Here is a 12,741-nt window from a genome sequence, read left to right as displayed (position 1 = left end):
AGGACAGCCTCCGATGACGTACACTCTGGATCCGTCTCCGCCAGCAGGCTTAAGCTTTGATGCGACCACGCGGATCCTTTCCGGTACCCCGACCACTCCTATGGAGATCACTCCCTACACATATACAGCTGTGGATACTTACTCCAGGACCATCCATCTGGAGTTTGAAATCTCGGTTGCAGGTTTTGAATCTGAAGTTGCCACCCAATTCTTGACTGTCGGAGTCCCCTTCACTCCAATCCAGCTTCCAGAAGCAATCGGAGGACAGCCTCCGATGACGTACACTCTGGATCCGTCTCCGCCAGCAGGCTTAAGCTTTGATGCGACCACGCGGATCCTTTCCGGTACCCCGACCACTCCTATGGATAGGACTACCTACACATATACAGCTTTGGATACCGATTCCAGGCCCATCTATCTGGACTTTGAAATCTCAGTTGCAGGCGCGGTCCAATTCCAGTCCACCGTAACAGATTACTCGTTTCCCCGCGCGACTCCCATTTCTCCAATCATATTGCCCGCTGCAACGGGAGGGACCGCGCCAGTGATCTATAATCTCCATCCCAAGCTTCCATCTGACCTCTCTTTTGCTGATTCCACACTTACCATCACTGGGACTCCTTTTTTCGTCACCGATAATACACAATACACGTACTTTGCCATCGATGTGAACGGGTCTGCCGATACATTGCAGTTCAGCTTGATGATCTATTCTCCTGTGAGTATACAAACTGAGACTCTACCCACTACGTTCGCTTTGAAAAGTAATTACCCCAATCCCTTCAAGCGCTCCACCCGGATCATGTTTGATCTACCCTCCAAAGCCAAAATATCCGTGGAAGTACTGGATGTAGCCGGAAGACTCATGCGACGAATTCCCGCCCAGACAATTCCGGCGGGCTGGAGCCAAGGTGTTGACTTTAACGGAGCCGATCTGCCATCGGGAATGTATGTTTACAGGGTGCAAATTGTCTCGACTGAGGGTGTTCAAGACACACATACAGGACGTTTCATAGTCGTCCGCTGAACCTCTCAATGCAATACAGCATCCTAATTGACTGCAATCCCTCTTATCAAAATCCTGAGTTGGACAGTCACTCCCAATTCCACCCATCTCCACCACTTGATCCAAGAAAACGCGGATTCGGTATGCATCTTTCTCCGTTTCTCCTCCTGAACGGCATATACACGGATAATGAATTCGCCTAAATTCAATATTCAAACTTGTCCCGTTAGAAATTCTTCACATACGGGGTCTAATGAAAAACATCAACTTAAATCCACGTTCCAATCGGTTGAGAACATCAGGTTCTAACCTATGTCGTGATAGTTCAATGAGATTCTCCCTACTGACCAGTTCCGTGATTGCGGGAATTGTGCTACTCATAGTAATCATCGTTCTCTACGGTCCTTTATTGAATCGTCCTGGTGTAGTAGGGGGGAATTCCGATGGAACCTCATTTCCCGAAGCGGCACAAATCTCTGCTGAGGAGGGCTACCCAGATGAATATGCCGAATATCACCGCCTAATCCGGACTACTGTAAATGGTACCAATGAGTACCCGGTTGGGTATCGAATGACGGAATTTAATAAAGCACTAATGGCCGCTAAGACAACTGAATCACTCAATTGGATTGAACGTGGCCCTGGAAATGTCGGAGGTCGTACACGTGCACTCATCGTAGACCCGGATGACCCAAATCGTGAAACTATTTGGGCAGGTTCTGTATCTGGCGGTTTATGGAAAACCACGGACGGCGGTCGTTCATGGCAGCCCCAAACCGATCATTTACCCTCTTTGGCTGTCACCAGTTTGGCGATGGCGGAGAGTAATCACGATATAATCTACTTTGGCACCGGTGCACGACTTTGGCGTGAGCCGGTGACCGGAATGGGAATCTTTCGGTCCAGTGACCGAGGCGCAACATGGGAGCATCTCAGGTCAACGCAAGGGAATGGTGAATTCCGCTCTGTGTACCGCTTACTGGTTGATCCAATGAACTACAATGTAGTCATGGCTGCCACCACATCTGGTGTATTTCGTACGTCTGATGGTGGCATAACCTGGAAAAAAGTCTGTTGCGGCGACCTTCGTTCTGGACTACCCGTTATGGCTTTGCAAGCACAACCGGGCAATTTCAATATACAGATTGCCGCAAGAGGCTACTACACTGGATCTACTTTCTATTCCCTCGATGCGGGACTTACATGGCAGCCGACGGATCCATCCTTCTCCGTGCCCCCTTCAATGAAGACCGAATTAGCCTATTCGCCCTCTGATCCGAATATTGCCTATGCAGCATCCTATGATTCTGGGACCATAGATCTCTACAAAAGTCTTGACGGCGGAATCAGTTGGGTTCTTACTGTAGACGACGAAGCGATAGACTGGACTGAGGGTAGAGGGCATTGGCACAATTCACTTGCCGTCCACCCGTTTCAGCCGAACACGGTGTTCGTGGGCGGCTTTCGCCTGCATCGTATTCTGATCTCGGATAGGATAACCAGCTCCAACATGCCCACACGAACTACCGACTCCGAGATTGACATAGACTATTCGACCCATGTGGACCATCATGTCATAATGCCAGTTGTGGTTGATTCCGTAAATGAGAGGTTTTGGGTCTATAACGCCAATGATGGCGGCGTAGCGGTTTCCAGAGATAATGGGCGCTTTTTTGAGGAGTTGGATAAAAATGGATCGGGTTACAATACTTCCCAGTTCTACGGCATCGCAAAGAGGCCAGGATCACACGTCTACATAGGAGGGACACAGGACAATGGTACTCAGCAGTCGATGTCTGAGCCAGAGGCGAATAGTCAATGGGAACATCGGCTCAGCGGCGACGGATTTGAAACACTTTGGCACTCCATCAATCCAGATCTTTTGCTGGGAACCATTCAATACTCCTTGATTTCTAAAAGTATAGATGGTGGTAATTCTTGGCGTTACTTACCAGACATGCGCTATGATGTGGAGCGAGGCCAATTCTTCACAACTCTATCCAACAGTGACATGGCGCCGGATGATGTCTACACATCCAAGCAGGACGGAGTCTATTTTTCGCGGAATTTCGGAGACAGCTGGACTCGTACTCCTATAAATCAGCTTTGGAATTGTGGAAGATCTGGCCGAAGTAGTACGGTAAGGGTTTCCAAGGCAGACCCTTCGGTAATTTGGGCTGGTTGTGGTTTTATCCGTCAGGAAACCTCCTATCATTTGTCTCAAGATCGCGGCAGGTCGTTTAGTGATGTTTCATTTCCGAATACGCCGGGTTTTGAGGGAGGTTATTCATCGGGCATCGCTACTCATCCAACTGAGCCAGCCACGGCCTACGCACTCTTCTCACAACATGGCCGACCCAAGATCCTGGAAACCCGGGATTATGGCAATTCCTGGACGGATCTGTCCGGGTTTGGAAGCTCTGGAGAAAGCAGTAACGGCTTTCCTGATGTTGCCGTGTACGATTTAATCGTGATGCCCCATGCACCCAATACGCTTTGGGCGGGAACCGAAATCGGTCTCTTCCGATCTACGAATCGTGGTCAACAGTGGTACTATGTGGATGATGGGCTACCACCTGTAGCTATATGGAGAATGAAGGTTCGGGATAACGAGGTCATCTTGGGAACACATGGACGCGGGATATGGACGGTTCCCCTTGGCGATATTGAAACCCTCGCCTTCAGTAACCCTGTTAGTGATATGACCCTGACCGAAGGTGTGCCGCTCACACCAGTACAGCTTCCGGAGGCATCGGGAGGTCTGGTTCCCCTGACGTACGCGATAGATCCGCCCTTGCCGACTGGTCTAGTCTTTGATTCCGGCACGCGGACTCTTACTGGCATTCCGACCGTCTCAACGGACACTATCACTTACACGTACACAGTCACGGATGCCAATTCCAAATCTCTCAGCTTGAGTTTTGAGATGTCGGTTGCAGAGGCAGTCCGTTTTCACTCTACCATTGCAGATCAAGCCTTTCCGCGGGCACATCCCATTGATCCCCTCAGATTACCGACTGCCATGGGAGGGGCACTACCTGTGGTTTATACAATCACTCCAGAGCTTCCACCGGGTCTTTCTTTTACGGAGTCCACACATACGATCAGCGGGACACCGACAGTAGTCACCGATAACATACAGTACAATTACGTTGCCACTGATGTGAATGGGTCCTCTGATTCATTACAGTTCCATCTCTCGGTTTATATCGAAGCATTGGCCTTCCGTGGTCGCATCAGTGATTTGGTCCTGACTGAAGGTGTATCCCTCGTGCCAGTCCAGTTCCCAGATGGAACGGGAGGTCAGGCTCCCCTGACGTATGCGCTGGATCCGCTCCCACCAACTGGCTTGGTCTTTGATTCCAGCACGAGGACTCTTGCTGGCACTCCGACCGTCCCAACGGATACTACCGTCTACACGTACACAGTCACAGATGCTGATTCGAAATCTATCAGCATGAATTTTGAGATCTCGGTTGCACGGAAAGTCCGTTTCCACTCCACCATTGCGGATCAAGCCTTTCCGCGTGCAAATCCAATTGATTCCCTCCGGTTACCGACTGCAACGGGAGGGGCGCCGCCTGTGGCCTATACAATCACTCCCGAGCTTCCGCCAGGTCTTTCTTTTTTGGAGTCCACACATACGATCAGCGGAACACCGACGGTAGTCACCGACAACATACAATACAATTACGTTGCCACTGATGTAAATGGGTCCTCCGATTCATTGCAGTTCAGCGTTCTGGTCTATTCCCCAACGAACGTGCAGACTGAATCTCTTCCTACGTCATTTTCTCTGCGAGGTAATTACCCGAATCCCTTTGTAGGCTTTACCCGAATCGTGTTTGACTTGCCCACGAAGTCCGAGGTATCTGTGGATGTGTTAGACGTGACAGGACGGCGAGTGCGGAGAACTCCCACCCAAACACTTGAGGCAGGTTGGGAACGTGGGGTTCACGTAAGTGCAGACGGCCTGCCGTCGGGGATGTATTTGTATCGGGTGCGAGTAGTTTCGTCAGAAAGTACAACAACACAGACTGGCCAGTTTATCCACATCCAGTGAATGCCTTGGGGCTGACATAAATGTGCCAGAGTTGGCCGTGAAGCCTCTCGCATGGTAAATGCATTTTCCCATTTATCTGATGCATATTCAGATCGAGGTTGCCCATCTGGAGGACATTGGAAGGTTCGTGTGTCAGTCTACGGGAAAAGCATCCGTGACGCAGCCATCGCTGGCAGAGGAAACCGTGTGGGCATACCTTAACAGTACGCCAGCCTTTGCTTTGAGAGGAGGCGCAGTCCAGCTGCTACGGCGCTTCTCAAGTTCAGTGTCACTGACTCCAAGAGTTAGTGTGTGATTGGCAGCATCAATCGTGATAGGATCTCCGTCATTTACAAGAGCAAGTGCACCACCAATCTGCGCCTCTGGGGTAATATGTCCTACGACAAACCCATGTGTGCCTCCAGAGAAGCGCCCATCGGTAATGAGTGCCACGTCCGTTCCAAGGCCAGCTCCCATGATTGCACCGGTCGGTCGGAGCATTTCCGGCATTCCAGGACCACCTTTGGGGCCGCAGTATCGGATGACCAGTACATCTCCGGCACTGACTTTTCCCCCAAGGATGGCATCCATCGCTTCTTCTTCGGTGTCAAAGACACGTGCTGTTCCCTCAAAGCGCTCCCCTTCTTTGCCAGTAATTTTGGCGACCGCGCCACCGGTGGCCAGATTACCGTAAAGAATTTGCAGATGCCCAGTACTCTTAATGGGGTTATCCAGCGGATGGATCACCTCTTGTCCGGTTTTCAGGTCTGGGATCTCCGATAAGTTTTCTTCAATGCTGTGTCCTGTAACGGTCATGCAGTCACCATGCAGAAGATCGTTTTCAAGAAGCATTTTCATGACGGCGGGTACACCGCCTACGTTATAGAGATCTTCCATAACAAATCGCCCGCTGGGCTTGAGGTCGGCCAACAGTGGTGTACGATCACTCATAGACTGAAAGTCATCCAGTGTCAGAGGGACTTCTGCCGCTTTAGCCATCGCAATCAGATGCAATGCAGCATTTGTGGATCCTCCCAGGACGATCACAATTCGCAGAGCGTTCTCAAATGCTTCTCGGGTAAGGATATCTTTGGGCTTGAGATCTTTTTCGAGAAGTTGGTAAATGGCGGCCCCGACCTGAGTGGTTTCTTCCTGTTTTTCTCGGCTGACAGCGGGATAGGATGAGTCAAATGGAAGCGTCATCCCTAATGCTTCAATGGCGGATGCCATCGTATTTGCCGTGTACATTCCTCCACACGCTCCCGCTCCGGGGCAGGCGTGACGGGCAATCTCCCGAAAATCCTGGTCACTGATTGTGCCGGTCGCACGTTGACCGGCTGCTTCAAAGGCAGATACAATATCAATCGGTTTGTCTTTCCAGCATCCCGGTTTGATAGTACCACCGTACACCATCAGGCCTGGGCGATTCAGCCTGGCTAAACCCATGATGGAGCCAGGCATATTTTTATCGCAGCCTGCCACTGCAATCACAGCGTCATACCACTGGGCTGATGCGACGGTCTCAACTGATTCAGCAATAATGTCTCTGGAGGGCAATGAAAAGCGCATGCCTGAAGAGCCCATAGAAATTCCGTCACTGACTCCAATTGTGTGGTAGATCAATCCGATCAAATCCTGTGTTTGAACACTGGTCTTGATTTGATTGGCCAGGCCATTCAGGTGCATGTTACAAGGGTTTCCTTCCCAACCCATGCTCACAATCCCTACTTGCGCTTTATTCAGATCTTCCTCGGACAGGCCAATCGCGTGCAGCATGGCACGTGCGCCGCCCTGAAGGGGATTTTGGGTGACCTGTTTACTGAAACGATTCATATGCTTCTATTTTATGTGAGTGGTAGAAAGATTGACAAGACCAGGGAAGTTATACCTGCAGTGACTCCAAGAATGACCAGTAATACGGACCAGGACTTGAGGGTTTCAACCTCAGTGAGGCCACTCATTTTGGAGTAGATCCAGAACCCACTGTCGTTCATCCAGGCCCCAACCAGTGAACCTGCACCGATCGCTGTACCTAGGTAGACGACATTAAAATTCAAGCTTTCGGGCGTGATGATCGCAGCCAACATGGCAGAGGCCGTGATCATTGCGACCGTTGATGATCCCTGGGCAAACTTAAGCAGGCTGGCAATCCCAAAACCAAGGAGCAGCATACCTATTCCTGATGTACCAGAGCTTCCGGCAAACAGCCCACTGATTGCAGGGCCAATCTGCGCTTCTTTGAGCATGGCACCGAACGTTCCACCTGCAGAGGTAATGAGAATAATCAAGCCCCCGCTCATCAATGACTGTTCAATCACCGTGCTGAGTTCCATGCGTGAAGGTCGGCGCATATGGATGTAGAGTGCGGTGGATGCAATGGCGGCTAACAACAGGGCCATGTTTGCATCGCCAAGTACGAGAATCCATCGGGCGAGCACTGTATCACTGCCCAGAAGAGGGAGAAAGACCGTCTTTCCGGCAATCAAGAGAATCGGAAGAGCGATTGGTAACACCGAAAGCCCTAGATTCGGGAGCTGGCTCAGCTGAGGTGTGGTTATCTCGACTCCTGGTACATCACGCATGGGAACGGGCATCCTTCGATCGAGCCAACCTGCATAGAATAACCCCAGGATGGTAGCTGGCAGGGCCACGCATGCACCAACCAAAATCATAGTCCCTAGGTCAATGCTCAGGTTTTCGGCAATGACCAGGGGGCCTGGTGTAGGGGGGACAAGGGCGTGCGTAGCAGCTGCGCCTGCGGCGATTGCGATCACGTATTTCAGGTAATTTCGCCCGGTCTGCGAAAACATTGAGCGGGCGAGGGGGATCAGCAGATAGAAGACAGTGTCAAAAAATACAGGTATGGACAGCACAAAGCCGCTGGCTGCCAATGCAGGGCTCCCACGTTCCTGCCCCAGAAAGCGGATAAATGCCTGTACTACACGGTCAGCGGCACCGCTGCTCATCATAGTTACACCGATGACAGCTGCCATAGCAATGACAATTCCAATGCTGCCTGCAGTCGCACCAAAGGAGGTGGCTACGCGTGCAATCTTGATGGACCACTCTCCCGGAGAAAGAATGCTGATTACAATCGCTGCAGTAATCAGCGCAACAAAAGCATTGATTCGAAGGCCTACGATCATGCCTACGACAATGACAATGCCAAGTAAAAGAATTAGTAATGGAATCATCAGGGCTATGGATGTAGTGAAGGTGCAACCGGGTGCATTTTCCCGAGACCGTCAATGCCGGAATCAATGACATCGCCTAGTTGCAGGAATCTTTGTGGTATAAGCCCGAGGCCGATACCTGCAGACGTGTCGGTAGAAACTACGTCACCCGGCAAAAGAGTCATGAGTTGGCGGGTATGGCAGACGATCTCCCACATGTTGGAAATAAAGTCGGAGGTTGGGTTGTTTTGCAATATCGTACCATCAACCGTATAGGTGGAGATTGCTCGGGTTGGGAATTGGCTGTTGCGGGAGATGGCCCCAAGAGGGAGAACGTGTCGAAAATTTTTCCTTTCACTCACTGACCTCCACGTTCCAGTTGACTAACACGTTCGCTGTAGTACATAACCTGCAAGATAGTCTGGAGCTTGTTTTGTGGTAATATAACTGGTACGTTGGCCAATGACCAAAGCCAGTTCATGGTCGTTTCAGGTGAAGCACGAAATAGATTGTTTCTTGATGTCACAAAACCTTTTTGATCTTTCTGGGCAGGTTGCTCTGGTTACGGGTGCGAGCCGTGGATTAGGGCAGTACATGGCGAGAGCACTAGCGAGGGCTGGGGCAGATATCGCGATCACTAGTCGCAATAAAGACCGTCTTGCAGAAACGCAGCAGGAGATCTTGTCGATTGGGCGCCGAGTTCTTCCAGTTGAGCTGGATGTGCTGGATACGTCCAGTATTCGATCGGCAACTGGTGCAATTGAGAGACATTTTGGTCGGCTGGATATCCTCGTAAACAATGCCGGTTGTAATGTCCGTCGCAGGGCCTTGGAAGTTACGGAGGAAGATTGGGATATGGTGGTAAACACGAACTTGCGAGGAGCTTTTTTCGTGGCACAGGCTGCCGCGCAGATCATGAAGTCACAGAATTCGGGTCGTGTGATTAATATCGGTTCCGTTACATGTGTCGCAGGCTATGCAGGAATGGGGCCTTACTGTGCGAGTCGGGGCGGAGTCAAGCAACTGACCATGTCTTTGGCGCATGACTGGGCCGAATATGGGATCACGGTTAATTGCCTAGCTCCGGGCTGGTTCAAGACGGAGCAGAGCAGGATGCTCTATGAGGATGAGACATGGCTTTCGATGCTGAAAGAACGGATCCCAATGGCACGCCCGGGACATCCAAATGATTTGGACGGGATGGTGGTTTTTCTTGCGTCTGAATCCAGTCGTTATATCACAGGACAGACTTATCTGGTTGATGGGGGCGTGTCCATTGGTGCAATCCGAGCGATGCCGCAAAGCGAATTGTCATAGTCATGTGTGACCAGTCTGAGTCAGAGAAGTGACCTTGCACTATTTACTGCTCGGCAATCAGCCGATATGTCTAATTCGCAGTTTATGGGGATCGTCGTTTCCAGTAGGCCTGCACGGGAATTGGATCGCAGCATTCTGATACGGTTCTACCAAAAAAGATGCCGTCAAGACAAGGGATGTTTCGCCGGTAAAACGAACGGGGTAGGCAAGAAGGAAGCTCCCCGGGTAGGACTCGAACCTACAACCCTGCGGTTAACAGCCGCATGCTCTACCATTGAGCTACCGAGGAAACGCCCCGCTAACCACCCTATGGTATATCATGTTCCATCCACAAAGACTCAGGGGGAAACTTTGACCTGCAAAATGGTATCACGCCCATTAGCCCTGGTGGCGGAACTGGTAGACGCGCAGCATTCAGGATGCTGTGCCCATACGGGCGTGGAGGTTCGAGTCCTCTCCAGGGCACTCACAAAGAAGGCAGGGTAACCCTGCATAGGCCTGAATCATTGCACAAGCTTCAAGCATTGACGCCACAAATTACTTGATCCTCAACGTGGCGACCCTGGGTTGCGAATCAGTTGGATGACCTCACATAAGAGTTGTATCCGCAACTTTTGCATTATCGCGCATATTGATCACGGCAAAAGTACGCTTGCCGACCGGTTGCTCGAGATTACCGGTACGGTTGAAAAGCGCGACATGCAGGACCAGGTACTGGACTCCATGGACTTGGAGCGCGAGCGTGGCATTACCATCAAAAGCCATGCGATCCAGATGACGTACCAGGCCCGAGACGGACGGGAATACACCCTGAACTTGATTGATACGCCAGGTCATGTTGATTTTACCTATGAGGTATCCCGTGCATTGAAAGCCTGTGAAGGTGCAATTTTGGTCGTGGATGCAGCACAAGGGATTGAAGCGCAGACCATCAGCAATCTATATCTAGCACTGGATAATGATCTGGAAATCATTCCCGTCCTCAACAAAGTGGACTTGCCGGGGGCCCGGCCCGATGTGGTTGCAATGTCAATTGAGAGTCTGATCGGCGAGCCAGCGGAAGATATACTCTGTATCAGTGCAAAGACGGGCGAGGGAGTTTCGGAGCTTTTGGAGACCGTGATTCAGCGCGTTCCTGCTCCAGAAGGCGAATCAGATGGCCCGCTGCAGGCATTGATTTTTGATTCAATCTTCAATCAGTATCGTGGCGCAGTCGCTTATGTACGCATCTTCCAGGGCATGCTCCGCAAACGGGAGCCGATCAGATTTATGGCGACCGATCAGGAATATCTTGCTGAAGAAATTGGTGTGCTCAGACTAGGGATGCAGCCAACTGACGAATTGAGAGCTGGAGATGTCGGATACGTAATTGGGTCCATCAAGGATGTCAGACATACACGCGTAGGGGATACGATCACCCATGCGCGCCAGCCTGCAGACAATGCAATTGCGGGGTTCAGGGAGGTAAAGCCAATGGTGTTCTCGGGTGTGTATCCCACGAGCACGGAAGATTTTGAAGACCTTCGTGCATCCCTGGAACGCTTGCAACTCAATGACTCTGCCATTGAGTACGAACCTGAGACTTCGGCAGCACTGGGATTCGGGTTCCGAGTCGGATTCTTGGGACTGCTCCATATGGAAATTGTACAGGAACGACTGGACAGGGAATTCAATCTGGATATTATTACAACCCTTCCAAATGTGAAGTATGAGATCGCAACCAGTGATGGAAAGATTGAAATCATTGAAAATCCCAACAAGGTGCCATCGGCAGGCAGACTAGATTATATCAAAGAACCGTTTGTAAAAGCGGAGATCATCTGCCCGACAGAGTACATCGGAAATATTATGAATCTTTGCACCGATCGAAGAGGTGAGTTTGTCAATCAGACCTATCTCGGGACCGAGCGGGCTACGCTGGAATACCAATTGCCTTTAGCGGAAATTGTCTTCGATTTCTATGACAAGCTAAAGAGCATTTCCCGGGGATATGCATCTTTTGATTATGAATTTTCCGGCTATCAACGCAGCGATCTGGTAAAGCTTGACGTATTGATTAATGGGGATCCTGTGGATGCACTCAGTGCAATTGTTCACCGGAGCAAAGCCTACGAGATGGGCCGGAAGCTCACCGCTAAACTAAAGGATCTCATCCCGCGTCAAATGTTCGAGGTTGCAATTCAGGCAGCCATTGGAAGCCGCATCATTGCACGGACAACGGTCAAAGCGGTCCGCAAGGACGTAACAGCCAAGTGCTACGGAGGCGATATAACAAGAAAGCGCAAGCTTTTGGAAAAGCAGAAAGAAGGGAAAAAACGTATGAAGCAGGTTGGCAGTGTTGAGGTGCCGCAAGAAGCATTTCTGGCTGTACTCTCAATGGAAAATTGATGCAATGAGGCGCAGCATCTTCGTCGTACTGATCCTCTTTGCCTACGTATCACATGCCTATGCGCAAAGTAGGCGGATTACGTGGGATCAGTTGGGTCTCGTTTATGCTGAGGCAAGATCGCAGATGCTTTATCGGGCATACATTGAGTCGAATGGAGAGTATGTCCTCCCCCTTGGTCTGTCCCGATCCCAGGTAGCCAGTGATTCCCTTTTGGATTGGATTGCAGAAACGATGGGACTGCGGGAGAAAGTGCCACCGCCCGTATTTAGAGGCGAAATTCACACGTGGGAGGTTCTTTCCCTGGCAGATCAACCGCATGGGCTGGCGCAATTCGAAGATGTGCAGTGGTCCTATCTGGGCAACAATTTCTTTACGCCGATGGATACAGTGGATACCCCCGAAATACGAGCTCATTTGGAGGCGTATTTTGGCTCACCAACACAAACGGTTGTGGAAATAAAACAGGAGGATCGTTTCCCCAGGGACGATTACAGCCAGTTTGAGTATTGGTTTGTCGTCAATGATTCAATTCCAATGATCGTCATGGATGTGGGGGGCCCCTTTGATCGTGGAGTCATTGTGGCCACAGATCATCGGTTTCGTTCGCTTCTCTATCGTATGCGGCGTTCGCTTCTGGGTGCGGCGATACGCCGAAGCGAACCGATACCCTACGTAGATTACTATTATCACCGACTTGTGGAGAAGTGGTATTTAACGGGATTCAACGGTACAGAGTATTTTACTCGTGAAATTCCCGAGCCGGACCTTAAACCTGGGAGGCCGGATCAACGTTTATTGCAGGGTCAATGATCAA

The 12,741-nt window shown here is 50.7% G+C and carries 8 protein-coding genes, 2 tRNA genes and 1 pseudogene (1 of these 11 cut by a window edge); 7 read left to right on the top strand and 4 right to left on the bottom strand.

The window, feature by feature from the left end; genetic code table 11:
* From F4Y64_11300 to F4Y64_11290, 3 genes and pseudogenes are all read left to right on the top strand, one after another.
* Positions 1-17, top strand: a pseudogene (locus F4Y64_11300) (hypothetical protein); it begins 565 nt to the left of the window's first position.
* Positions 14-1,027 carry a T9SS type A sorting domain-containing protein gene (locus F4Y64_11295; protein ID MXX98183.1) on the top strand — a complete coding sequence of 338 codons (1,014 nt, stop codon included), beginning with the start codon at positions 14-16 and terminating at the stop codon, positions 1,025-1,027. The pseudogene F4Y64_11300 and the gene F4Y64_11295 overlap by 4 nt, the downstream one beginning before the upstream one ends.
* Before the next feature lie 232 nt (positions 1,028-1,259).
* A complete protein-coding gene (locus F4Y64_11290; protein MXX98182.1) occupies positions 1,260-5,069 on the top strand; it encodes a T9SS type A sorting domain-containing protein in 3,810 nt (1,269 codons plus the stop codon).
* 132 nt (positions 5,070-5,201) lie between these two features.
* On the opposite strand, the gene ilvD is transcribed toward F4Y64_11290, so the two are convergent.
* From ilvD to F4Y64_11275, 3 genes are read right to left on the bottom strand one after another with little or no spacing between them, the layout of a single operon-like run.
* Positions 5,202-6,881 carry a dihydroxy-acid dehydratase gene (gene ilvD, locus F4Y64_11285; protein MXX98181.1) on the bottom strand — a complete coding sequence of 560 codons (1,680 nt, stop codon included), beginning with the start codon at positions 6,879-6,881 and terminating at the stop codon, positions 5,202-5,204.
* 11 nt (positions 6,882-6,892) lie between these two features.
* Positions 6,893-8,242: a gluconate permease gene (locus F4Y64_11280; GenBank protein ID MXX98180.1), complete on the bottom strand. Its 1,350-nt coding sequence runs from the start codon at positions 8,240-8,242 to the stop codon at positions 6,893-6,895.
* 5 nt (positions 8,243-8,247) lie between these two features.
* A complete protein-coding gene (locus F4Y64_11275; protein MXX98179.1) occupies positions 8,248-8,583 on the bottom strand; it encodes a fumarylacetoacetate hydrolase family protein in 336 nt (111 codons plus the stop codon).
* A gap of 157 nt (positions 8,584-8,740) precedes the next feature.
* Between F4Y64_11275 and F4Y64_11270 the strand changes: the two genes are divergently transcribed.
* Positions 8,741-9,538, top strand: a complete 798-nt coding sequence (locus F4Y64_11270) for a glucose 1-dehydrogenase (GenBank protein MXX98178.1) — start codon at positions 8,741-8,743, stop codon at positions 9,536-9,538.
* Positions 9,539-9,755: 217 nt separating this feature from the next.
* On the opposite strand, the gene F4Y64_11265 is transcribed toward F4Y64_11270, so the two are convergent.
* Positions 9,756-9,827: transfer RNA gene (locus tag F4Y64_11265), tRNA-Asn, on the bottom strand.
* A 92-nt stretch (positions 9,828-9,919) separates the two neighbouring features.
* Between F4Y64_11265 and F4Y64_11260 the strand changes: the two genes are divergently transcribed.
* The 3 genes from F4Y64_11260 to F4Y64_11250 all read left to right on the top strand — a co-directional run bounded on the left by F4Y64_11260 (position 9,920) and on the right by F4Y64_11250 (position 12,737).
* Positions 9,920-10,003: transfer RNA gene (locus tag F4Y64_11260), tRNA-Leu, on the top strand.
* 117 nt (positions 10,004-10,120) lie between these two features.
* Complete coding sequence (gene lepA / locus F4Y64_11255; GenBank protein MXX98177.1) at positions 10,121-11,926, top strand: elongation factor 4; 1,806 nt, start codon at positions 10,121-10,123, stop codon at positions 11,924-11,926.
* Positions 11,927-11,930: 4 nt separating this feature from the next.
* Positions 11,931-12,737, top strand: a complete 807-nt coding sequence (locus F4Y64_11250) for a hypothetical protein (GenBank protein ID MXX98176.1) — start codon at positions 11,931-11,933, stop codon at positions 12,735-12,737.
* Positions 12,738-12,741: the final 4 nt, after the last annotated feature.

The sequence above is a fragment of the Rhodothermaceae bacterium genome (genome assembly GCA_009838195.1).
Lineage (GTDB): Bacteria > Bacteroidota > Rhodothermia > Rhodothermales > Bin80 > Bin80.
This window is presented reverse-complemented; position numbering and strand designations above follow the sequence as displayed.

Bases quoted from the DNA above. Each gene is read 5' to 3' on its own strand.
- F4Y64_11295 (MXX98183.1), top strand. From the start codon at position 14: ATGACGTACACTCTGGATCCGTCTCCGCCAGCAGGCTTAAGCTTTGAT.
- F4Y64_11290 (MXX98182.1), top strand. From the start codon at position 1,260: ATGAAAAACATCAACTTAAATCCACGTTCCAATCGGTTGAGAACATCA.
- ilvD (MXX98181.1), bottom strand. From the start codon at position 6,881: ATGAATCGTTTCAGTAAACAGGTCACCCAAAATCCCCTTCAGGGCGGC.
- F4Y64_11280 (MXX98180.1), bottom strand. From the start codon at position 8,242: ATGATTCCATTACTAATTCTTTTACTTGGCATTGTCATTGTCGTAGGC.
- F4Y64_11270 (MXX98178.1), top strand. From the start codon at position 8,741: ATGTCACAAAACCTTTTTGATCTTTCTGGGCAGGTTGCTCTGGTTACG.
- lepA (MXX98177.1), top strand. From the start codon at position 10,121: ATGACCTCACATAAGAGTTGTATCCGCAACTTTTGCATTATCGCGCAT.
- F4Y64_11250 (MXX98176.1), top strand. From the start codon at position 11,931: ATGAGGCGCAGCATCTTCGTCGTACTGATCCTCTTTGCCTACGTATCA.